Annotated in this window: 22 protein-coding genes and 1 tRNA gene; 14 read left to right on the top strand and 9 right to left on the bottom strand. The window is 64.1% G+C overall.

What is annotated here, in order from left to right; genetic code table 11:
* The first annotated feature begins 125 nt into the window (after positions 1–125).
* From fabF to KRR38_RS07905, 9 genes are all read left to right on the top strand, one after another.
* Positions 126–1,388, top strand: coding sequence for a beta-ketoacyl-ACP synthase II (gene fabF, locus KRR38_RS07945; protein WP_217400349.1), 1,263 nt, complete (start codon positions 126–128; stop codon positions 1,386–1,388).
* Positions 1,388–2,359 carry an endolytic transglycosylase MltG gene (gene mltG / locus KRR38_RS07940; RefSeq protein WP_217400347.1) on the top strand — a complete coding sequence of 324 codons (972 nt, stop codon included), beginning with the start codon at positions 1,388–1,390 and terminating at the stop codon, positions 2,357–2,359. The genes fabF and mltG overlap by 1 nt, the downstream gene beginning before the upstream one ends.
* Before the next feature lie 93 nt (positions 2,360–2,452).
* Positions 2,453–3,028 (top strand): peroxiredoxin, encoded by a 576-nt coding sequence (locus KRR38_RS07935; protein WP_217400345.1) that lies wholly within the window; start codon positions 2,453–2,455, stop codon positions 3,026–3,028.
* Entirely contained in the window at positions 3,025–3,531 is a 507-nt protein-coding gene (locus KRR38_RS07930) for a 2'-5' RNA ligase family protein (RefSeq protein ID WP_254514684.1), read from the top strand. Before KRR38_RS07935 ends, KRR38_RS07930 begins: the two co-directional genes overlap by 4 nt.
* A gap of 138 nt (positions 3,532–3,669) precedes the next feature.
* Positions 3,670–3,746: transfer RNA gene (locus KRR38_RS07925), tRNA-Met, on the top strand.
* A gap of 132 nt (positions 3,747–3,878) precedes the next feature.
* A complete protein-coding gene (locus KRR38_RS07920) occupies positions 3,879–4,346 on the top strand; it encodes a lyase (protein ID WP_217400343.1) in 468 nt (155 codons plus the stop codon).
* 230 nt (positions 4,347–4,576) lie between these two features.
* On the top strand, positions 4,577–5,734 hold the full coding sequence (locus tag KRR38_RS07915) for a hypothetical protein (protein WP_217400341.1): 1,158 nt from the start codon (positions 4,577–4,579) through the stop codon (positions 5,732–5,734).
* Positions 5,731–6,330: a helix-turn-helix domain-containing protein gene (locus tag KRR38_RS07910; RefSeq protein WP_217400340.1), complete on the top strand. Its 600-nt coding sequence runs from the start codon at positions 5,731–5,733 to the stop codon at positions 6,328–6,330. The genes KRR38_RS07915 and KRR38_RS07910 overlap by 4 nt, the downstream gene beginning before the upstream one ends.
* Positions 6,299–7,648, top strand: a complete 1,350-nt coding sequence (locus tag KRR38_RS07905; RefSeq protein ID WP_217400338.1) for a transporter — start codon at positions 6,299–6,301, stop codon at positions 7,646–7,648. Before KRR38_RS07910 ends, KRR38_RS07905 begins: the two co-directional genes overlap by 32 nt.
* A gap of 237 nt (positions 7,649–7,885) precedes the next feature.
* On the opposite strand, the gene KRR38_RS07900 is transcribed toward KRR38_RS07905, so the two are convergent.
* From KRR38_RS07900 to KRR38_RS07885, 4 genes are all read right to left on the bottom strand, one after another.
* The gene (locus KRR38_RS07900; protein WP_217400336.1) at positions 7,886–8,587 is read right to left on the bottom strand and encodes a hypothetical protein; all 702 of its coding nucleotides are present in this window, start codon (positions 8,585–8,587) and stop codon (positions 7,886–7,888) included.
* A gap of 9 nt (positions 8,588–8,596) precedes the next feature.
* Positions 8,597–9,325 (bottom strand): C39 family peptidase, encoded by a 729-nt coding sequence (locus tag KRR38_RS07895; RefSeq protein WP_217400334.1) that lies wholly within the window; start codon positions 9,323–9,325, stop codon positions 8,597–8,599.
* Positions 9,326–9,381: 56 nt separating this feature from the next.
* Positions 9,382–9,648 carry a hypothetical protein gene (locus KRR38_RS07890; RefSeq protein WP_217400332.1) on the bottom strand — a complete coding sequence of 89 codons (267 nt, stop codon included), beginning with the start codon at positions 9,646–9,648 and terminating at the stop codon, positions 9,382–9,384.
* 260 nt (positions 9,649–9,908) lie between these two features.
* A complete protein-coding gene (locus tag KRR38_RS07885; protein WP_217400330.1) occupies positions 9,909–10,949 on the bottom strand; it encodes a hypothetical protein in 1,041 nt (346 codons plus the stop codon).
* 524 nt (positions 10,950–11,473) lie between these two features.
* Here KRR38_RS07885 and KRR38_RS07880 point away from each other — a divergent pair.
* Positions 11,474–11,863, top strand: coding sequence for a response regulator transcription factor (locus KRR38_RS07880; RefSeq protein ID WP_217400328.1), 390 nt, complete (start codon positions 11,474–11,476; stop codon positions 11,861–11,863).
* A gap of 75 nt (positions 11,864–11,938) precedes the next feature.
* Here the strand turns inward: KRR38_RS07880 and KRR38_RS07875 are convergent, their stop codons facing one another.
* The 5 genes from KRR38_RS07875 to KRR38_RS07855 form a co-directional block, all read right to left on the bottom strand.
* The gene (locus KRR38_RS07875) at positions 11,939–12,985 is read right to left on the bottom strand and encodes a YeiH family protein (protein WP_217400326.1); all 1,047 of its coding nucleotides are present in this window, start codon (positions 12,983–12,985) and stop codon (positions 11,939–11,941) included.
* A 17-nt stretch (positions 12,986–13,002) separates the two neighbouring features.
* Positions 13,003–14,253 carry an MFS transporter gene (locus tag KRR38_RS07870; protein ID WP_217400324.1) on the bottom strand — a complete coding sequence of 417 codons (1,251 nt, stop codon included), beginning with the start codon at positions 14,251–14,253 and terminating at the stop codon, positions 13,003–13,005.
* Positions 14,254–14,257: 4 nt separating this feature from the next.
* Positions 14,258–15,010, bottom strand: a complete 753-nt coding sequence (locus KRR38_RS07865) for a phytanoyl-CoA dioxygenase family protein (RefSeq protein ID WP_217400322.1) — start codon at positions 15,008–15,010, stop codon at positions 14,258–14,260.
* A gap of 8 nt (positions 15,011–15,018) precedes the next feature.
* Positions 15,019–17,334, bottom strand: a complete 2,316-nt coding sequence (locus tag KRR38_RS07860) for a TonB-dependent receptor (protein ID WP_217400320.1) — start codon at positions 17,332–17,334, stop codon at positions 15,019–15,021.
* Positions 17,335–17,402: 68 nt separating this feature from the next.
* Positions 17,403–18,479 carry a Gfo/Idh/MocA family protein gene (locus KRR38_RS07855; protein ID WP_217407154.1) on the bottom strand — a complete coding sequence of 359 codons (1,077 nt, stop codon included), beginning with the start codon at positions 18,477–18,479 and terminating at the stop codon, positions 17,403–17,405.
* A 171-nt stretch (positions 18,480–18,650) separates the two neighbouring features.
* On the opposite strand from KRR38_RS07855, the gene KRR38_RS07850 reads away from it, so the two are divergent.
* The 4 genes from KRR38_RS07850 (at position 18,651) to KRR38_RS07835 (ending at position 22,524) form a co-directional block, all read left to right on the top strand.
* Positions 18,651–19,655, top strand: coding sequence for a LacI family DNA-binding transcriptional regulator (locus KRR38_RS07850; protein ID WP_217400318.1), 1,005 nt, complete (start codon positions 18,651–18,653; stop codon positions 19,653–19,655).
* Positions 19,656–19,713: 58 nt separating this feature from the next.
* Positions 19,714–20,631: an aldo/keto reductase family oxidoreductase gene (locus tag KRR38_RS07845; protein WP_254514682.1), complete on the top strand. Its 918-nt coding sequence runs from the start codon at positions 19,714–19,716 to the stop codon at positions 20,629–20,631.
* Positions 20,628–21,692 carry an LLM class flavin-dependent oxidoreductase gene (locus tag KRR38_RS07840; RefSeq protein WP_217400316.1) on the top strand — a complete coding sequence of 355 codons (1,065 nt, stop codon included), beginning with the start codon at positions 20,628–20,630 and terminating at the stop codon, positions 21,690–21,692. Before KRR38_RS07845 ends, KRR38_RS07840 begins: the two co-directional genes overlap by 4 nt.
* Before the next feature lie 91 nt (positions 21,693–21,783).
* Entirely contained in the window at positions 21,784–22,524 is a 741-nt protein-coding gene (locus KRR38_RS07835) for a GntR family transcriptional regulator (protein ID WP_254514681.1), read from the top strand.
* Position 22,525 lies beyond the last annotated feature (1 nt).

Here is a 22,525-nt window from a genome sequence, read left to right as displayed (position 1 = left end):
GGCTGCCCTGGGCCTGCCTTTAGGCCTGAGCCTGTCACAGGGTTGTCATTCGGGAGCCAGGGATGGAACATTCGACAGGCTCGGCCTCTCAAGAGGTTGAGCCTGTTGTATTTTCGGAGAATTGCATGCGTCGTGTCGTTGTCACCGGAATGGGTCTCGTCACCCCCCTGGGTGCTGATGTTGAGACTGCCTGGAGCAATCTGATCGCCGGCAAGTCCGGCGCCAGCCGGATCACTCGGTTCGATGCGTCCGACCAGAAGTGCCACATCGCGATGGAGGTGAAGCCCAAGGATCACCCCTGGGGCTTCGATGCAGACAAGCGCGTCGACCACAAGGTTCAGCGTCAGGTCGATCCGTTCATCGTCTATGGCATCGATGCTGCCGGCCAGGCGATCGAGGACGCTGGCCTCACCGACATGACCGAGGAGCAGCGCTATCGCGCCGGCTGCTCGATCGGTTCGGGCATCGGCGGCCTGCCGGGAATCGAGAGCGAATCGCTCGTCCTGGCCAACAAGGGACCGACGCGCGTTTCGCCGCATTTCGTCCACGGCCGTCTGATCAATCTGATTTCGGGTCAGGTCTCGATCAAGTACGGGCTGATGGGGCCGAACCACGCGGTCGTCACCGCCTGCTCGACCGGCGCGCACTCGATCGGCGACGCCGCGCGCATGATCAAGGACGGCGATGCCGATGTCATGCTCGCGGGCGGCGCCGAAAGCACGATCTGCCCGATCGGCATCGCCGGCTTCGCCCAGGCACGCGCGCTGTCCACCGCGTTCAACGACCAGCCGGAGAAGGCCAGCCGTCCTTACGACAAGGACCGCGATGGTTTCGTCATGGGTGAGGGCGCCGGTGTGGTCTGCCTCGAGGAATACGAGCACGCCAAGGCGCGCGGCGCCAAGATCTATGCCGAAATCATCGGCTATGGTCTGTCGGGCGACGCCTATCACGTCACGGCGCCGCATCCCGAGGGTTCGGGTGCGTTCCGTTCGATGGAGATGGCGCTGCGCAAGGCCGGGCTGACCCCGGCCGACATCGACTACATCAACGCTCACGGCACCTCGACCCCGCTCGGCGACGAGCTGGAGCTCGGTGCGGTGCGCCGCCTGTTCGGCGACGCCATCGGCAATGTCTCGATGAGCTCGACCAAGTCGGCGATCGGTCACTTGCTCGGCGGCGCCGGCGCGGTGGAGGCGATCTTCTGCATCCTCGCGATGCGCGACCAGATCGTGCCGCCGACGCTGAACCTCGATAACCCGAGCGACAGCTGCGTCGGCGTCGACCTCGTGCCGCACGTGGCCAAGAAGCGCACCGTGCGCGCCGTGCTCAACAACAGCTTCGGCTTCGGCGGGACCAACGCCAGCCTGGTGATGCGCCGGGTCGACTGATGCGGCGACGCGGCTGCCTTGTGGCCGCGCTGCTTGCGTTGGCCTTGCTGATCGCCGGCTGGACGTTCTTCGCTGGCTGGTATGGCTCTGGTCCGCTGCAAAAGGACACGGCCTTCGTCGTCCCGGACGGGGCCGGGATGACCGTGGTGGCCGAGAAGCTGCAGCGCGAAGGGGCGATCTCATCGGCCAAGGCGTTCCGCCTGCGGGCGCGCTTCCTGGCCCGCGGCGCCTCGATCAAGGCTGGCGAGTTCCTGTTGCCCAGGGGCGCCAGTCCTTCGAAGATCCTGTCGATCCTCACGAGCGACGAGATCGTTCGCCGCTTCGTCACCGTGCCTGAGGGCATGCCCTCGATCATGGTCTATGAGCGGCTGATGGCGCAGCCCCAGCTCACCGGGCAGATCGAAGTGCCGGCCGAAGGTTCGGTCCTGCCCGACAGCTACGATTACGCCCGCGGCGAGAGCCGCAAGGCGGTGCTGGCGCGGATGCAGGCAGCGATGCAGGCGCGGCTCAAGGATCTCTGGGCCAAGCGCAAGCCGGGCCTGGTCGTGAAGTCGCCGCAGGAAGCACTGACCCTCGCGTCGATCGTCGAGAAGGAAACCGGCAAGCCGTCCGAACGACGCGAGGTGGCCGGACTCTACTCGAACCGGCTCAAGACCGGCATGCTGCTCCAGGCCGATCCGACGATCATCTATCCCATCACCAAGGGCAAGCCGCTCGGCCGGCGGATCAAGCAGTCGGAGATCGCCGCGGTCAACAGCTACAACACCTATACTATGGTGGGGCTGCCCAAGGGGCCGATCACCAATCCGGGCAGCGATTCTATCGCGGCCGTGCTCGATCCCGCCGCTACCAATGCGCTCTACATGGTGGCGGACGGCACCGGCGGCCATGCCTTTGCCGACACGCTCCAGCAGCACAATGCCAATGTCGCGAAGTGGTTCGCGATCCGCCGGGCGAGGGGAGAGCTTTGATCGCTTCAGGCGATCGAACTTTCCAGTTCAAGCACTTTTACCGATGAAACAGCTTTCCCTATCTCCGCGTTCGCCAAGGCAAGGAGATAGCCCGTGATAAATCGACCGATTCCCGACGTTACCCTGAAAACCCGCGTCCGCGACGACAGCCTCGGCGGGCCCAATCCCTTCCGCTGGGAAGATTTCCGCATCCGCGATCATTTCGCCGGCAAGAAGGTCGTCGTCTTTTCGCTGCCGGGCGCTTTTACCCCGACCTGCTCGAACGAGCAGTGCCCGAACTACGACAGGCTCTACGACGCATTCAAGCAGTTCGGCGTCGACGAGGTCTACTGCGTATCGGTCAACGATGCCTTCGTCATGTATCAGTGGGGCAAGAACCTCAATCTGAAGAACGTCAAGCTGCTGCCCGACGGCAATGGCGAGTTCACCCGCCGCATGGGCATGCTCATCGACAAGAGCCACCTGGGCTTCGGCCTGCGCTCTTGGCGCTATGCCATGGTCGTCGACGACAACCTCGTCACCGACTGGTATGAGGAGCCGGGCATCAACGATACCGGCGCGGACCAGGACCCCTACGGCGAAACCGCGCCCGAGAAGTTGCTCGACGAACTGAAAGCCCAGGATCTGACGGCCCAGGAACTGTCGGGCGGGCAGAAGGAGCCTGCTTGACCGACAGCAGTACCCCGGCCCCGGAACGTTCCCCTCCGGGCCGGGGTGCGCCTCTGCTGGTCACGGCCGAACTGCCCGCCGACGTGTTCGCCTGGGCGGATGGTTTGCGCCGCGCGCACTATCCGTCCGAGCGCAACAGGCTTGGAGCGCATGTCACCCTGCTTCACGGGCTGCCGCCCTCGGCGGAAGGCGAAGTGCGGCGACTGCTGGCTCGGCTGGCGGGACGACCTGCGCCCGACGCGCGGATCGTCGGGCTGATGGACCTGGGGCGGGGCACCGCGCTCGAAGTCGAAAGCGCAGCGATGCTCGATCTCCACAGCGAACTGGCCGAGGATCTGCGCGGCCTGATCCAGCAGAGGGATACGCATCCCCCCGCGGTTGCACATCACGGTCCAGAACAAGGTCCCGCCAGCTGCTGCGGGAGCGCTCCAGGCCGAGCTGGCCCTGATCCTGCGGCCGCGCGCCTTCCGCTTTCGCGGCCTCGCGCTGTCGCTTTGGCGTGACGAACTCTGGCAAATGGCACAGCTTTACCCGTTTCGCGGGTAGGTGTGATTTTCCATGATTGCGGTGGTTGACCGCGCGCGCCGCCGGCCCTAAGAGCGCCGCCTGCACGGGCGTTGGGCTACCAGCACCTGCTGTGTGGCGGAGTAGCTCAGCTGGTTAGAGCAGCGGAATCATAATCCGCGTGTCGGGGGTTCGAGTCCCTCCTCCGCTACCACGGCCTAAATGGCCGTTTTCTCGCGTTTCCGGCGCTCAAATCATTGATAGAGCGCTACCACATTTCGGACTGGCGTATGGCAGAAATGTTCGGGAAACCGGACATAAACGAAACCGCGATTAATACGCTCGAATGCAAGCTGGTTACGAACCCTCATCACCCTTTCTCGTGCAAGTATTGAACGGGGAGGTGCCGTTGGTTGGAAGCGAATTTGCGGCAGAAAACCTGCGACGCGTGATCAGCTTCGTTGCTGACGAGGACAATGCCAACCGAGACTGGGCGGCGCTCATTATCGGCGATCTTGACCTTGATACGCCGGCCATCAGAGCGGCCTTGATCGCTGGCGCCGAAGATCCAGTGGAGCGGGTTCGCGCAGAGGCGATCCGTGGGCTGGCTCATAAAGACAGAGGCCTTGCGCTTCCGTTCGTTCAGCGCGCGCTTACGCGTTCACGCGTCATGGCCAATATATTTGAGGCCGCAGCGATTGTAGCGCACCCCTCTCTGGTCGAGCCATTGAAGAGGTTTGCGTTGCGTTCTGAGAATGATGGGGTCGATGCTTTGTTGGCAGAAGCTATTGCAGCCTGCGAAGGTGATCAGTGAACGTCCGCAACGGTGGCGGGTTCTGACGGGCAGTCATTTCGAAAATGGGGCGCTAAATCCGGATTCGCGCTAAGGTATGATGAAAGCCAAGACGCTCCTCCGCTACCAACTTTCCCTCTTCACCCTCAGTGTTAACCCTGTCGACCAAGATGCTTGGTCGTAATCATCCTATTGCGTATGATGCGACCGTGGACAGAGGGGCTGCGATGCGGGCAGATCGATCTCGTTGGTTGGGCGCGGCCGCTTTCCTGGTGCTTTCGCTGAGCGGGTGCGAGGACGGCAGCACGCCGCCGCTTACCGCGGTCTCGCCTACGCCGAGCCCGTCACCATCGCCAAGTCCTACGCCTACGCCCACGCCGACGCCCGTTCCCGCGACGCGGATCGGGCAGGCGGATATCGGCCAGAGCTTCGGCGGGCCGATGGCCTGTGCCGGAGGGACGTTCGCGCGCACGGCGCAGTCCGACGGCACCACGCAGATGAGCGGGATCGCATCGCTGACCGCACCGAGGATCGATAACCGGCTGCAGGTTGGCTATCCGGCCGAGAACACCTACAAGCTCGACACGAACGGGATGGGCGGACCCACATTCGACCCCGTCGACAAGAAGGCCGGGCCGACTTTCGTCTACGACTATTTCCGCGACGGTGCCGACGAGTTCGAGATCTATCGGAACAAGCTCGACAACAAGCTCTTCTTCGTCACGATCGGGCGCTACAGCGACAACAGCCAGCTTTGCTTCTACGCGGCCGGCGGCCCGCCGGCCTTCGTTCATCCCGGCAATCGTTTCCAGGCGCCGCTTCCCTTCCTGGGATTTGGCGACGGCATCTTCTATTCGAACGGAACGGCACTGCGCCTGCTCGAGAGCGCTGCGAAGGCCGACGTCAACTACATCTCCAGCACCGTCGCGATCACCCTGACCTTGCGCGGGCGCGCCCCCGTATTCGGTGAAGTTGCAAACTCGACCACCGAGGAGACGGTGACGACCAGGGCCCAGATCAGTCCGAACGGAAGCATCACCGGCAATCTCACCGGGGGGCAGTGGTCTGACGGGCACTATCGTCGGTCAACTCTACGACGCGAGTCCGAGCGGCATGACGGTAGCCTTTCAGCTAACCAGGGCGAATGGCGACATCTACTACGGCGCGGCGGGCCTGGATGCGCAGCTCTGACGCGCCGGTTGGCGCTTTGCGAGGTCGCTGATCCCGTTCGGAAATTAGTCAGTTTTTCACGACCGGAAAATTACGTAGGTAGCCCCCGTGCTCCCATCTTGGCGCGGCAACAGCTAGCCCCGTTGCGAAGGGGTTGGGCATGCCATCTTACCGATTCTCTGAAAATGCCGTCAGCGCCGGGCATATTGCCGATGTTGGGTTCGATCAGGGCGATGTGATCTATCACCAGGGCGATTCGGCGCAGTGCTGGTTCGAAGTCGTGCGCGGCATGGTTCTCACCGCGCATGTTTCGTTCGATGGCCGGCGGCAGATCACCGGTTTCTTCGTACCCGGAGAGATCTTCGGAGCGGAACACGGCCGGCACAAGGCTTCGGCCGAAGTCGTCACGTCCACGGCCCGGGTGCGGCGCGTTCGCTGGGGTGCCGAGAATGTCGGCGAAGGTGTTTTCGAACGGGCGCTGATCAGCGCCGAGCGTTCGATCCTGCTGCTGGGCCATCGCACCGCGGCGGAGCGCGTCGCGGCTTTCCTGCGTGACCTCTACGCCCGCACGGGCATCGGTGGCTTGGTGCACCTTCCCATGCACCGCAGCGATATCGCGGACTATCTGGGCCTGACTCCGGAAACCGTGAGCCGCGCACTCACTGCCTTGGTCAAGCGCGGGTTCATCGCCCACGCGGGCCTGCACGATTTCCGCATCTTCGATCGCGTCGGACTGGAAGTCGTTGCCGATGGCGACGCCGACCGGGTTGGCCACGACGATGTGCTTGTCAGGGAGAACGTCCATGGGACGGCAAGGGACCGCATTGCTATCTAGGGCCCTGCTCGGCAGCGCCGTCTCTTTGGTCTTTGCGCTGCCCGGCGGGCAAGCGCTGGCCCAGGATGCGGCGGTCGTCACTGCGACGGTCTCGATGGAGCAGCGCGTCGACGTGCTCGAGCGTCGGGTGCGCGAGCAACAGGACGAAATCGCCACGCTGAAGCAGATGCTCGCCCGGAGTGCCGAGGCCAGTGACACCATGCTCGCGATGATCCAGGGGCGCGGCCTGGGCGGACCGATCCCGATGGCCCCGTTGGTTCCAGGAAGTGACAGGAGCGACAGGTTCGACCTGGCGCAGCAGTCTGCGCAGGCTCCGCTGACGGGAGCCGCGCCGGTTCCCGGCCAGCCGGTCGGCGAGGCGCCGGCCGAGGAAGAGACCAACAAGGTTCAGGCGCGCGTCGCCGCCGTGCCCGAGGGCCAGGGCGTGCTGACAAAGGCGGGCACCCTGGTGATCGAGCCTTCGCTTGAATACGCCCTGTCGTCGACCAATCGCCTCGTGTTCCGCGGCATCGAACTCGTTCCCGGCATCCAGATCGGCGTGATCGAGGCCAGCAATGCCGATCGTCTGACGCTCGTCGGGGCCTACTCGGCTCGCTATGGACTGACCAACAACCTGCAGGCTGAAGTGCGCGTCCCGTATCTTTACCGCAGCGACCGGATCGATGTGGTCCAGCAGCGCGATGAGGGTATCGTCCGGACGCTCTCCTTCAAGGAGAAGGATATCGGCGATATCGAGTTCGGCCTGCGCTATCAGATCAACCGGCCGCGCACGGCGCAGCATCCCATCTTCACCGCGGGTGTCACCGTCAAGAGCGACACCGGCAAGGGGCCGTTCGATATCGGTTATGACGAGTTCGGGATCGCCACGGGCCTCACCACGGGTTCGGGCTTCTGGGCGGTCTCGCCGACGCTCAACTTCCTGCTGCCATCGGATCCTGTCGTGATCTACGGCGGCGTCGGCTATCTCTGGCACATGGGCCGCGACATCAACAAGGACGTCGGCGGGACCTTTGTCGGCCACGTCAATCCGGGCGACGCGATTTCCGCCAACCTCGGCTTTGGCTTTGCGCTTAACCCGCGCTTCTCGTTCTCGCTCGGCTACCGCCACAGCTACCTCTTCCCGACCACCTCGGAGATCGGCGGAACGACCCAGAAGTCCTCGCGGCTGCAGGTCGGCTCACTGTCGCTCGGCATGGCCTATCGCCTGACGGAGCAGACCTCGATCAACTTCGGTGTCGATGTCGGTGTTACCGAGGACGCACCGGACGTCTCGCTCTCGCTGCGGGTGCCCTTCAGCGTCGATCTGGCCGGCCACTAAAGCCTGAGCCTGTCCCCAAGCTGCTGCGCCGGACGCGGTTGGCGTCGTGCCCGGACCCGGATCACAAGACAAGCCTGCTCACCCTGAGCTTGTCGAAGGGCGCTGACACAGCAACGCGAATAGTGCTTCGACAAGCGCAGCACGAGCGTGTTGGCTAAAATGGATCCTGGCCGGACGAAACGCATCACGAAGTCTGTCGGGAAAGGCTCGCCTGGCTTGCCGCGCGCCGCTCGGTCGTCAGCGGACGATACCGATCGTTGCATTGCCGATCGCCGATCCCAGGGAACTGCCCAGCGTGTTGCTCTGGTTGGTGGCCTGGAACGCGGCGTAGCCGCTGAGATCGATGGTTGCATTGACCATCGTCTGAATGCTGGTGTTGTTCGCCGTGTTGATGATGACGTTCTGGATGCCCGACGTCGCGTTCTGGATCAGCGCGGTCTGGCCGTCGTTGGCGAGGAAGACCGTGGAGCCGCCGACGTTCAGCGAGATGTTGCCGGTCTTGAGCAGGCCGGACTGCAACTGCTGGGCGGTGGGCTGGGACAGCATGCTGGAAACGAATTGCGAAGTTTCCACGCCCGAGTCCGACCAGGTGATGGCCGTGGTAAGCGCGAGTTCGCCATTGACCAGCGTTTGGACCTGAGCGCCGAGCTTGATGTCGAGGCCGTCGAGGACGAAGCCGCCGCGCTGGTCGCCGAGTTCGCCCGCATCGACGGTTTCGGCGGCGGCGAACATAGCCTCGTCGCCGGCACCGCCCACGGCGGCTTCCGATCGGGCGAACTGCGGCCCTTCGCTGGCGATCAATGCGCTGCTGTCGGCAGTGGGGAACAGCTCTGCATCGCTATCGAAGTTGTCGATCCCCGGCACGGCCGCTTGGGCGGGCTCGGACGCGACCAGGCATCCGAGAGCGATCGCGAGGCAACGGGCCAATTGATGCCACATGGCGTTCACCTATTTCGGCCGCAGATCGACGATGATTTGCGGGCTGAACTGGTAGGTCGGCGGTAGGAATGAGGTCAGGTGCTGAGCGCTTTCGGCGGGATAGGCGTCCTCGGGCCGCGCCTTCGACCAGGGACCCCACTCGCTGGCGAGGTTGAAGGTGGGACGCCGCTTGTCCGGTGCTTCGATGATTGCCAGCAGGATGCCGTTCCAGTGCTGGGCGAATTCGTCGATTGGGTAGGTCTTCAGGCCGAGCATCGGATCACCGACCAGCACGCTGGAGTTCGTGATCCCCTTGATGACGACGAAGTGCTTGTACCCGTTGAGGTTCATCAGGGCGATGCCCGGGCGCCGCACTTTCTTGAGGTCTTCGATGTCGAAGCGGAAGCCTTCGGCGCGCAGCCCGACGCTGATCAGGTAATTGCGCATGTCGAGCATGGAGAAGCCGGCCTTGCGGATTGCTTCCTGGTCGCCGTGGTCCCACATCGACGAGAAGGTCATCGTCTCGCTGGTGGGTTTGGCATAGTGATAGGTCAGCAGCGTTGCCACCGCGGCCGAGCCGCAGCTGAAGTCGTAACGCTGCCGAACCACGGTGCGGAAGGGTATCTCCCACCAGCTCATCACATTGACCGAGAAATAGGCATTGGGGCCGCCACCGATCTGTACCTCGGCGGAGGAAGCCGGCTGTGATGTCATCGCGGTAAGCGCACAAGCCGCCAGGCCGAGAACGCAGCGAGGCACGCTGCGCCTCGCGGTCGTGAAAAGCCTGGAAGGGGCAAGCCGCGGCATCAGCTTCCTCACGGATGGACGTTGATGGTTATATTCATACCCGACTGCAGGTTCACCTGCGAGCCCGTATTGATCATGATGTTGCCCAGGCCGTTGAAGTTGGACAGGGCATTGTCCGATACGTTGACTGCACCGGCGATGTTGTTGCCGCCTATGGTGTTGCCGGCGTTCAGTGCCGCAAGGGTCTGGTTTGCAAGGACGAGGCTCTGGCCGCCGCGAAGCTCGCCTAGGTCCTCTTCGCCCATGGTCGGCCGCTGTTCGTCGACGGGGGCCATGGCGAGGAGGGGGACTTCGTTCTCGACCGCACCGGCAACCGCCGGCGTAGCGTCGAACGCCTCGATGCCGGGTGCCGAAGCCAGGGGGGGCCGCTGCTGCGCATTCGATGGGCAGAAGCAGAAGCATGGCGAAGGCAGCCGGACCGAACCGGGAGGTCTGCAACATGGTGCTTACTCCGAATAAACCATCTTCGGGATAAACCGAAGATCAAGGACCGGGCCGGTTGCGAACAACCGGCCCGGCAAGGTTGGCTACGTCGTTAGGGCTGCGGCGCGGCCGCGGCGGCGCCGCTGACGCTACCGAAGGTCACGTTGCCCTGAGCCGAGATGTTCGTCGCGGCCTGCGCGTTCGAGTTGACGCCCGTGTTCCAGGCGGCGTTCAGGATACCGGCATAAGCGGCGAACGAGCTGCCACCGATGTTGTTGCTGCCGGTGGTCAGGCCCGACGGACCCGCATCGACGACTTCCTTGACGCCGATGTTGACGACAACGCCCTTCAGATCCTGAGCTGCCACGACGTTGGTCGTGACGGAGCTGTCGGTGTTGTTCGAGTCCTTCGTGTTGAACGAGTTTTCGTTCTTCGAATGGGTCGAGTTGTCGGTGTTGAACGAGTCTTCGTTCTTCGAGTGCGTCGAGTTGTCGGTGTTGAACGAATCGTCGTTCTTCGTCGACGTGTTGTACGAGTCGTCGTTCTTGGTTGTGGTGTCGGTGTTGTTCGCGTCCTTGGTGACGGTGTTGAACGACGCGAGGTTCTTCGTGTCGGTGTCGGTGTTGGTCTTCGTCGTGGTCGAGCTGTCCGAGTTGTACGAATCGTCGGTGCTCGTCTTGGTGTGAGTCGAGCTGTCCGCGTTGTACGAGTCTTCCGTGCTCGTCTTCGTCGTGGTGTCGGTGTCGTTGTTGGTCTTGGTGTTGGTCAGCGTGTTGAACGACGCGAGGTTCTTCGTGTCGGTGTCGGTGTTGGTCTTGGTGCTCGTGTTGTTCGAGTCGTCGTTCTTCGTCGAGACCGAGCTGTCAGGATTGTTGGAATCCTTGGTCACGTTCGTGGTCGAGCTGTCGCTGTACGACTTCGTCGTGGTGTCGGTGTCGGTGCTGGTCTTCGTCGTGGTGTCGCCACCGTTGTACGAATGGTCGGCGAGCGCGCCCGAGGTCGAGATGTTCGAACCGTCGTCGGCATTCTGGCCACTGGCGTTCGAAAGCTGGTTGCCGTTGGCGTCGACGTCGACTTCGGCATAGGCCGCACCGCTGCTGATCGCCAGGCTAAGGGCGATGGCGGACGCCGTGAGGAAGTGCTTCTTGGTCATGTTTCACTCCTGATGTGGAACGATCTGCATTTGCCCCCCGAGAAAGAAGAACGCGGGATGCCGATCGCGATTCGTCCGCCATCGCGGACAATCACAGGCTATGGAAACGCCGGATTCGCCGATTGATATTTGTCATGCGGTTTCGGGGCCGATGTTCCGCGTCCCAAAACAGGACGCATCAGGCGATGCCGTCACGCGGCGGCCATCAACAAATAAACCGCGATTTTCAGTAGGCTAACTGAGGCTATTGCGAGTGTGTCGCACCTGATAAAGTCGGATTAGGACAAACCCTAATCGCTTGTGAAAGAACACTATGGTAAATTGCTATACGTAGTTTTTCACGTCGCGTTCTTTTCATGCTTGCAACTCGGGCGTTCCTGCAATAGGATGCTAACTTATTATAATAATTCGTTTATGGGGCCTTAACAGCCTGGCTTGCTAGATAAAACGACGGCAAGCACGGGATCGCGAGTGCTGGATTATGTGTCGCCCTAGATGACTGCGTTCTGCAGAAAGGGGGCTATATGCCTAGGGAAAGTGACAGCGGGCTGGAACTCACGGCCCGTGAATTGCAGATCCTGGAACTGGTGGCGCTGGGCTACTCCGCCAAGGAGGTGGCCCAGGAAATCGAAATCGCGCCGCGCACGGTCGAGTGTCATATCGACACCATGCGGCTGAAGATGCGTGCCCGAAACCGTACCCATATGGTGGCTATTGCCATATCATCGAACATCCTGACCGGAGGCAGGCTGCTCGATGATATGGAACCAGTCGCTACGGAGCAAGTGTGGCATCCAGTGGTCCAGGGAGAGTACCCGCCAAGTAAAGTGGGCGAATCCCTGAATAAAATTCGCAAGCCCACCCGTGATTTCCGCAACGGTTTTAACAGGTCTTCGGCTCTTTTCGAATCCTGACAGTCGCTGCGACTAACGGGGTGGGGCGTTCTCCATGCCGGATGAACCGTTTCATATTGGGACACTCGACATACCCTAGAACAGGAAGAGCGCCCCCGCCAGCGCGAGGCAGAACGAGACAAGGGTCGCCGTGAGGACAGGCATCGACGTCCGCCACCCCTGATCGAGCAGCAGTTGCATCGGCGATCCGATTCCCGTCGCCACGACTGCCAGCAGCAGCATGCCGCTGGCGACATGCGACGCGGTTGCGGTGACGATGACAGGCTGCGGCCAGTAGGAGCACAGCGCCGCCAGGGCGAAGAAACCGCCGACGAACCAGGGCACCGTGATCCGTCCGCCCTTTTCCCCCTCTTCCCGCGCCAGAAACAACGAGATCGCTGCCAGGGTCGGCGCGAGCAGGGCGACACGCGTCAGCTTGACGATCGTCGCCATCTCGCCGGCTTCGGGCGAGAAGCTGTAGCCGGCGCCGAGCGCCTGGGCGACGTCGTGGATCGACGCGCCCATGAGAAAGCCGGCCTGGCGGTCGCTGAGCGCCAGTACATGGGCCAGTTGTGGATAGGTCGACATCGCGAAGGCGCTGGCCCCGGCAACGCAGACGAGAACCAGCGTCAGTTGCGCATGGCTGACTCGCCGTTCGCCGAGCAGGGCCGACAAGGCGAGCGCCGCCGAGGCACCGCAGATCGCGACCGCGCCGCCGGCGAGTAGGCCGAGCCAAGGCTCGAGCTTGAGCGCGCGCGCGACGACCAGTCCGGTCAGCGTGACCAGCGCGATGATCGCCGCCACGGCACCGAGGCCGGAGATCCCGAGGCCGGCGATCTGCGACAGCGTGATCTGGGTTCCCAGCAGCACGATTCCCCAGCGCAACAGCGTCTTGGAGGCGAAATTGAGTCCCGGATGGAGCTGCGGCACGACATTGACGAAGTTCAGGGCGAGGCCCAGCAGCAGGCCCATCAGCATCAGAGGTGCGCCATAGTGCTCGGACAGGTAGCTGGCTGCCAGGGCGGCGACGCCGGCGACCAGCAGCCCCGGAAAATGCGCGCGGAGCCGGCCTGGTGGCGCAGGCGCTTCGTAGTCGAGCAGGTCGCCGTAGAGATCGGCTGCGATGGGGTGCGTTTTTGCCATGGTGCGAAGAAGGTCTTTCAGTGGCCGGCGGGCTGCGTCCCGCGTACCCCCATGCCGTCGAGCGGCAGACGCGGCAGCAGCAGTTGGATCGCGCCGACGGCCATGAGGTAGGAAAAGCCGGCGAAGACGAAGAGCGGCAGGTAACCGAGCCCTGCGGCGAGCACGAGCCCGGCGACCTTGGCGATGACCATGCCGCCCACGTTGCCGGCGAAAGCGCCGAAGCTGGTCACGCGGCCGACCTTGGCGGGTGGCGAGACATCGGCGATCAGCGCGAACAGGCTTGACGAAAAAGCCTGGTGGGCGCCCATGACCAAGCCGATCAGCGCAACGGCGAGCCAGTAATCGTGGACGTAGTCGGCGAAGGGCAGGGGCACGGCGCAAAGTGCAGCTACGAGCAGCGAACCCTTGCGCACTCGCTCGATGCTGACGCCGCGGGCGAGCAGGCGCGTGGCCGTGGTGCCCGCGATCAGCGCGCCCAGCGCGCTGCAGCTATAGGCAAAGGCCAGGGGCGGCCCCAGCGCGATGCCTTCGAGGCCGAAGCTGCGATGGAAAAAGTCGGGCATCCAGAACAGCATCAGCCACCAGGTGGCGTCTGAGAGGAACTTGGCCGCCGCGATCGCCCAGGTGCGGCGTTCGGTCAGGACCGATCCGGGCGCGGAGATCAGGGCGGGCTTGGCGTCGGCGTCGAAACCGCCGCTGAAATCGATGCCGCGCACGGTGACCAGCCAAAGGAGCGTCCAGACGAGCCCGAGCGCGCCGCCGAGCAGAAAGGCCGCGCGCCATCCCCATTCGGCCGCGAGCAGCGGGATGATCAGTGGCGTGACGATCGCGCCCAGGCTGCCGACCATGTTGAGCAGGCCATAGCCCGTCGAGCGGCGCTCGGGTGGGAAGATCGCGGCGATCGTCTTGATCGCGGCCGGCGTGCCCATCGCCTCGGTTGCGCCCAGCGCGATGCGGCAGAAGACGAACTGGAAGAAACTGACCGCGGCGGCATGGGCCATCGCCGCCACGCTCCACAAGGTGACCCCCAGCGGGTTGGCCCATTTCACCCCGACCCGATCGACGATCCAGCCGGTGAACAGGAAGGCCACCGCCGCCGATCCCTGGAACCAGGCCGCCAGCGTGCCATAATCGTTGTCGCTCCAGTTCAGGTCGGTCTCGATCATCGGCTTGAGCACTGCGATGATCTGGCGATCGACCAGGTTCAGGATCGTGGCGCTGAGCGCGAGGACGAAAAGGGCGTTGCGGCGGGCTGGAGAGATGACCACCGACTCAGCCGAAGGTCATTTGCTGGCCGTCCTGCAGCAGCAGGATGGCGTTGCGGCGCAATTGCTTGGTGCCGGGATTGAGCATGGCCTCTGGGGTATATTGCGCGAGATAGACGCGGCGGGGCCGGGTCGATCGGTTGGCCCCGGTGGCATGCAGCGTCAGGCTGGAGAAGGCGACGACGTCGCCCGCCTTGGCTTCGACGACGATGCCTTCGGACGAGGCCGGCGCGCCGACCAGGTCGTTGGTCCCGGCCTGGCGATCGTGCGGCACGATGCCGCCGCGGTGGCTGCCCGGGATCAGACGGACCGTGCCGTTCTCCTCGTTCGAATCGTCGAGCGGGCACCAGCAGGTGAGATAGGGTGCGTGTTCGGGCGGGCCGCCGTTGCCGACGACATAGCCCGAATCCTGGTGCCAGGCGAAAGGCAGGCCGCCTTCGGGGCCTTTCACGACATATTGGTCGAAGAAGAAATAGGCCGTGCTCCCCAGCGTGGCGCGGCAGACGTCGGCCATCGCCCGGCCGAATAGCACGCTGCGCAGTGCAGGAACGACGCGCTGGCATTCGTTGGCGAAATAGCGCTTGCCGCGGTGACTGATGTCGATCGTATCGACCCCTGCGGCGTCCATCCGCGCATCCTCGCGCGCGACGAAGGCGTCGCATTCGGCGCGGAGCAGCGCCAGCGCCTCGCCCGCCAGCGCGCCGGGGAACACGGCATAGCCCTGCTGCGCGAACTGGCGGGATTGCTGGGAATATTCCATGTCTGGCCTCAATAGTTGAGCCGCAGCTGGACCCCGAAATAGCGATCGACGTCGCGCGGCAGCAGGTAGCGGTAGGCGTTGCCGGGGCCACCAGATGTGATCAGCGTGGCATAGCTCTCGTCGGTCAGGTTGCGGCCGAAGAAGTTCACCCGCCAGACGCCTTTCGGGTCGACGAAAGCGATGTTGGCATCGACGATGTAGTAGCCGTCGATGGTTATTGCGCGCCGGGTCGCCGCGTTGGCCGGGGTATCGGCGGCTTGCAGGGACGAAACCTGGTCGCTGGTCAGCGAGACCTGGCTGCCGATCTCGATATCGGCGAAGCCGCCGGTCTCGATCTTCCAGGTGGCGCCGATATTGCCCTTCCACTCGGGCGCCAGCGGCAGTCGCTCGCCTGCACGGGTGCTGCCCGTCGTGCCTGCCGGGACGTTGAACTTGTCGATATGCGCGTCCGTATAGGACAGCCCGGCATTGACCGTGAAATTGCGGACAGGTCTGATCACCGTCTCGATCTCGACGCCGCGCGTGGAGACCTTGCCGGCATTGGTCAGCTGCGTGACGGTTGAGCCGTTGAGCACGACGAAGCTGTTGGCCTGGAAGTTGTCGTACTTGGCGTAGAACAGCGCGGTGTTGAGCGTGAAGCTGCCGTCGTGGGTCTTGAACTTGGCGCCGGCTTCGTAGGCGTCGGCGGTTTCGGCCGCGATCGGCGCGAGCTGGCCGTCGTTCTGGTTGAAGAAGACGTTGAACGCGGGGCCTTTGTAGCCTTGGCTGTAGGTCGCATAGGCCATGAGGTTGTCGAGCACGTCGTACTGCGCGCCGGCCTTGAACGAGAAATCGTCGTTGCTGGTCTTCAGGTTGTAGTTCGCGCCCGGATTGGCGAGGCCGGGACCGCCGCCGTTGCTGGCCGGGGTGCGGCGGTTGAACGCACTGACATTGTCGTGCGTATAGCGTGCCCCGGCGATCAGGCGGAAGGCGTCGGTGAGGTTGTAGGTCAGATTGCCGTAAGCGGCGTAGTTCTCGATCGTCGAGCCGAAAGTGCCGACCGCGCTTGGGAAGCGCAGTGTCGAGGAGCCGGCGGCGCAGGGGAACAGGCCCGGCGCGACCGCAGGCAGCGTCGTGGCCGAGCAGACGATGTCGTCGCGCTCGAACGTGCGCTGCTGCTTGGCGTTGTAATAGAACGCGCCGAAGACGTACTCGAGCTTCTGGCCGCCGGGCGAAGACAGGCGCAGTTCCTGGGTGAAGGTCTTCGACGGCTGCGGGCCATAGTCGTCGAGCTGGTTGCCGCCCGTGACTGCGCCGACATTGGCATAGACGGTGTCGATGAAGTCGCCGTCGCGGATGCCGAAGTTGCGGTATTTGCGATAGGCAGTGATCGAGGTCAGCGTGCCCGCGCCGCCGACGTCGAGATCGGCCTGGAGCGACAGGCCCCAGCTGGTTTCCTTGGTGCGGGTCAGCGTGTTCTGGCGGATCTGGCGGGTCTCGTCGCCCGCGAGTGTGACCCCGGCCAGCGATGCCGCAAGGCCATTGCCGGGCACCGTGCCGATCACTTCGGCGCAGCACTCGCTGTTGTTCTTGCGGTAGTCGCCGATCAGGGTGAGCGTCAGTGCGTCGCTGGGCTTGGCCTCGACCAGCCCGCGGATGCCCCAACGCTCATAGCCGTTGACCTGCTTGTTCAGCGTGATGTTGCGGACGTTGCCGTCCCAGCGGCCGTAGTTGCCGGTGATGCGGGCCGCGATGCCTTCGCCCATTGGCACGTCGATCGCGCCGCGGATCTTGTACTCGTCGTCGGTCGTCGCGGTGCCTTCGATGTAACCGCCGAACTCGTTGCCGGGGCGTTTGGTCACCACGTTGATCACGCCGGCCGAAGCGTTCTTGCCGAAAAGCGTGCCTTGCGGCCCACGCAGGACTTCGATCCGTTCGATGTCATAGAGATCGCCGAAGGCTTCGCCCGAGCGGGCATAGGTCACGCCGTCGACGACGAAGCCGACGCTGGGCTCAGCGGCGATCGAGAAGTTGATCGTGCCGACGCCGCGCAGGAACACCGACGAATCGATCGTCGTCGCGCTGTCCTTGAAGTTCAGGCTGGGCACGAGCTGCTGGAGCGAGGTCAGATTGACCACGCCGCGCGCATCGAGCTGCGCGGCGCTGACGACGCTGACCGCCGCGGGCACCTTCTGCAGGTTCTCCTCGCGCTTCTGCGCGGTGACGATGATCTCGCCATAGCCGCCGGTATCGGCGTCCGCCGCCGGCGTATCCTGGGCAAAGGCTGGATCAACCGCCAGCGCGGCCAAGGTCAACGCCGTCGTTGCCGTCAAAACGCGTTTCATAGTGTCCTCCCTCCGTTGCATGTTCCGCTTTAGCGGTATTGCGGTGCCAAATCTTGGCTTTGTCCGACTTAGAAACCCAGTTCGCTCATTTCGACGACGCGCTTCTCGCGCGCGCTGATCTCTGCCGCGACGCCGATGGCGACCGCCATCAGTCCATCGCGCGCGGTTACTTCCGCCGGCAGGCCCTCGCGGATCGCGCGGTTGAAGTTCTGATGCTCGTAGAAGGTCGAACCGTGATGGCTGCCGGCCTTCAGCGCGGTCTCGTCGACTTCCACATGGCTGCGCTCGACCCGCTTGGGATTGCCGAAGCCGGTGCGCGGGCTGAACACGAGTTCGCCCGAGGGAATCAGCACGTCGAGCCGGGCCTGATCGCCGGTGGCGGTAATCTCCTCCTGGTTCTCGGCGCCGTCGGCGAACATCGAGAGATCGAGCATGGCGCGCACGCCATTGGCGAAATCGACCGTGGTGAAGCTGTTGTCGATGATGTCGGGCCGCTTGCCGTCATAGCGCTCGTCGAGGTGGTTCACGTCCATCGCACCCGAGCAATAGACGCGGACGGCTTCCGACCGGACGATCAGCCGCATCAGGTCGAAGAAGTGACAGCACTTCTCGACCATGGTGCCGCCGGTGTTGGCGGCGAAGCGGTTCCAGTCGTTCACCTTGACGAGGAACGGGAAGCGGTGCTCGCGGATCGACAGCATCCGCAGGTTGCCGATACGGCCGCTGTGGACCTGGCGGATGAATTCCGCCGCGGGCGGCATGTAGCGGTATTCCATCGCGGTCCAGAACAGGCCGGGCGAGGCCTCGGCGCGTTCGGCAATCCAGCGCGCGTCGTCGATCGTCGTGGCGATCGGCTTTTCGCAGAGGATGTTGAGGCCCGCATCGAACAACGGTTCGAGCACGGTGCGATGGGTGTAGTTGGGGCTCGCGACGATCACCGCGTCGACCAGGCCCGAGGCAGCGAGCGCCGCCGAATCGGCGAAAGTCGCTACATCGGTGGCGGCGTCGCCCAGCGCGTCCCTAGCCCAGCCGAGCGAGGTTGCGACAGGATCGGCGAGGGCGGTGACGACCGCGCCAGGGGTGATCTTCAGGTTGTTGATGTGCTCGACGCCCATCATGCCGGAACCAACCAGCCCGTATCTGATCTCTCTCGCCACTAGCCCTGCTCGCCGTTATGACAACGATGTCTGAAATATGCTTGTCGCAAAAACCGGATGCGAACGCAAGAGGACTCGCGATTTCGCCGGCAATAGGCTCGGGGCGTGGCCTGCGCGCCACATTTGGTTCCAATCGCTTTCCGTGTTAGCCGGAAGCCCATGCGCGTGACGATCAAGGACGTTTCCCGGGTAGCGGGGGTTTCGATAAAGACGGTATCGCGCGTCCTCAACAAGGAGCGCTATGTCCGCGATGATACGCGAAAAAAGGTCGAGGAAGCGATGGCTGCGCTGCGGTTCAGCCCCAGCCTCGCGGCACGGACCCTAGCCGGGCATCGTTCGTTCCAGATCGCACTGATCTACGACAATCACAGCCCCCATTACATCCACCAGATCCAGGACGGCGTCTGGGCGCGATGCCGCCAGGAGGGTGTCAGGATGCTGGCCCAGCCGGTGGATGTCGCCTCGGAATCGCTGGCCGACGAGATCGGCGGGCTGATCGACGAAACCCATGTCGACGGCGTGATTCTGTCTTCCCCGGTGACCGACGCACCGCTTGCCCTGGCCGAACTTGAGCGCCGAAACGTCCGTTTCGTAAGGATTTCCCCGGGTACGAACCACGCAATCACTTCGTCGGTCTATATGGACGACGTTCAGGCCGCCGACGACATGACGACCTATCTGATCGGTCTCGGCCACCTGCGAATCGGCTTCGTGCTCGGCCATTCGAGCCATATGGCGAGTGACCAGCGTCACTTCGGCTACCGCAAGGCGCTCGACCGTGCCGGCATCACTTACGAGCCCGCGCTGGTCCTGCCGGGCGAGTTCGATTTCGCTTCGGGCATGGCGGCGGCGGAGGCGTTCCTGGCCATGCCGACGCCCCCCACGGCGATCTTCGCGAGCAACGACGATATGGCTGCCGGCGTGCTGGCGCACGCCCATGGTATCGGGCTCGACGTGCCGCGTGATCTCTCGGTTGCGGGCTTCGACGACACGGCCTTGGCCAGCCTGGTCTGGCCGCCTTTGACGACGATCCGCCAGCCGGTTCGCGAGATGGCGGTAGCGGCTGCGGCGCTGCTTTTCTCCGAAGGCGAAGCGGCGGTTCACCAGCGTCTGGAGCACGAGCTGGTCGTGCGCAAATCGACCGCGGAGGTGCGAAAGGCTTGACGGCTGCCCGAATTGGGCGCCAAATAAGACAACGCTATCATAAGGCCGGGAGCCAGCGATGTCCGAAGCCCGACACTTGCCATTGCCGCCGCAGACGCGGCGTCTCGGGCCCTATGGCCTGGAGATCAGTCCCCTGGCCTGGGGGATGTGGCGCTTCAAGGGAAGCGACGTTTCCGCTGCCCGTGCGCTGGTGGAAGCCGCGCTGGATACCGGTATCACCCTTCTCGACACGGCCGACATCTATGGCCCCGACAACGGCGAGCCGTTCGGAGCGGCCGAGCTTCTGCTGGGTCGCGTTCTGGCCGAAGCGCCGGCGTTGCGCGGGCGCATGGTGCTCGCCAGCAAGGGCGGCATCGTCATCGGAACGCCCTACGACTCGAGCAGCGCCTATGTCGCCGAGGCGATCGAGGCCTCGTTGGCGCGGATGGGCGTCGATCACATCGATCTCTGGCAGATCCACCGCCCCGATATCCTGACGCACCCGCAGGAACTGGCTCGTACGCTCGAGGACGCCGTGAAAAGTGGCAAGGTCGGCGCGGTCGGCGTGTCCAATTTCACCCCGGCGCAGACCGCGGCCCTGGCCCGTTACCTGACCGTGCCGCTGGCGAGCATCCAGCCCGAGTTCTCCGCGCTCCAGCTCGAGCCGATCGAAAACGGCCTGCTCGACACGGCGATGACGCTCGGCGCCGCCGTGCTTGCCTGGTCGCCGCTCGGGCAGGGGCGGATCGCGCAGCCCAGCAGCCATCGCGAGCACGGCGTGGCGCAGGCGCTCGATGCCGTGGCCGAGGCCCAGGGCGTCAGCCGCACGGCCGCCGCCTATAGCTGGCTGATGGCCCACCCTGCGGGCGCCATTCCCATCGTCGGTTCGCAGCAGGTGGCGCGCATCGCCGAGGCCGCCGACGCGCTCAAGGTCCGCTGGACGCGGGCCGACTGGTACAAGGTCCTGATTGCATCGAGGGAGGAACCGTTGCCATGACAAACCCTTGCGAAATCAGCTGGTTCTCGGCGCTTTGTGACGACGATTACGAATTTCTCGGCCAGCCCGATCCGATGCTGGCCTCGAGCTGGGAGCATTGCCGCAATATCGTGCTGGCCGCCGAGAAGGGCGGGTTCGACAATATCCTGCTCCCTTCGGGCTATGCCTTGGGTCTGGACACGACCGCTTTCGCCGCCGCCATCGCAACGCTGACCAGCCGCATCCGCCTGCTGATGGCGGTACGCGTCGGCGAGACTTGGCCGCCGCAGCTGGCGCGCCAGATCGCCACGCTCGATCACATTCTCGGCGGCCGGCTGACGGTTAACATCATATCTTCGGACTTGCCCGGAGAGACGATGGCGAGCGCGCCGCGCTATGGCCGGACGGTCGAGGCGATGAAAATCCTCAAGACACTGCTCAATGGCGAACACCTGTCGCATCAGGGCGAGCACTGGCAGCTGGACCTCGACCCGCCGCGGATGAAGACCCTATCGCGCAAGTGTCCGCCGCTCTATTTCGGCGGGCTCAGCGAGGACGCGCGCGAGGCGGCGGCCGAGGGCTGCGACGTCTACCTGATGTGGCCCGACACCATGCCCGCAGTGAAGGCGATCATCGCCGATATGACCGAGCGTGCGGCCAGGCGCGGGCGCAAGCTCAAGTTCGGCTACCGCACCCACGTCATCGTCCGCGAGACCGAGGCCGAGGCGCGCGACTATGCCACACGTCTGCTGTCGAAGCTCGATGCGGCGCAGGGCGCGGCGATCCGCGCCAAGTCGCTCGATGCGACCAGCGCCGGCGTCGCCCGCCAGGCCGAACTGCGCGAGAACGCCGGGAACGACGGCTATGTCGAGGATAACCTTTGGACCGGTATCGGTAGGGCCCGCTCGGGCTGCGGCGCGGCCATCGTCGGCGATCCCGACCAGGTCCTGGCCAAGCTCGAGGCCTATCGCGAGGCGGGGATCGAGGCCTTCATCCTGTCGGGCTACCCGCATCTGCGCGAGTGCGACATGTTCAGCCGCTATGTGCTGCCGCGGATCGACCACGGGCGGCTGAACGTCTGACCGCGCGATGGACCAAGACTTATTCGTGGGACTTTGCCGAAGTGATGATACTCTCACCAAAAGAGAAAACGGTGAGGAGGCCCCAGCGACCATGTCGATGCTTCTGAGTATCCCTCCGCTCGACGAGGAGGGCGCCTCACCGCTCTATGTCCAGCTGCAGCGCGCGCTGCGCGATCTGATGGTGCGCGAGAAGCTTCAGGCTTCCGACTTCCTTCCGCCGGAGCGCGATATCGCCAAGGTTCTGGGCGTCTCGCGCATCACCGTGCGCAAGGCTCTCGACGGGCTCGAGCAGGAAGGCCTGATCGAGCGTCGTCGCGGCTCGGGCACCGTCGTCACCGAGCGGCTCCAGCACGACTTTTCCATGCTTAGCTCGTTCACCGCCGACGTGATGGCGCGCGGCGGCGCCCCGCGCAGCCACTGGCTCGACCGCTCGTGCAGCGACGCGACCGCGGACGATACCTTCTCGCTGGGCTTTCTGCCTGGCATGCCGCTGTTCCGGCTGAACCGCATCCGCTATGCCGACGAAGTACCGATGGTGGTCGAGCATACGGTGGTTCCGGCCGAATGCCTGGCCGCGGTCGATGCGGTCGAGGATTCGCTCTATGAAGCGATGAAGGCCAACGGCGTCCGCCCGGCGCGGGCCTGGCAGCGCCTGCAGGCGATCATTTTCGATGAGGCGTTCTCGGCGATGCTCGAGGTAGAGATCGGCTCGCCGGGGCTTCTCGTCGAGCGGCGGACTTTCGATGCCGGTGGCCGGCTGATCGAAGTGACCAAGTCCTATTGCCGCGGCGATACCTACGCTTTCGTCTCCGAGCTTACCATTCCGGCCTGAG

The sequence above is a fragment of the Novosphingobium sp. G106 genome, from assembly GCF_019075875.1.
GTDB lineage: Bacteria > Pseudomonadota > Alphaproteobacteria > Sphingomonadales > Sphingomonadaceae > Novosphingobium.
This window is presented reverse-complemented; position numbering and strand designations above follow the sequence as displayed.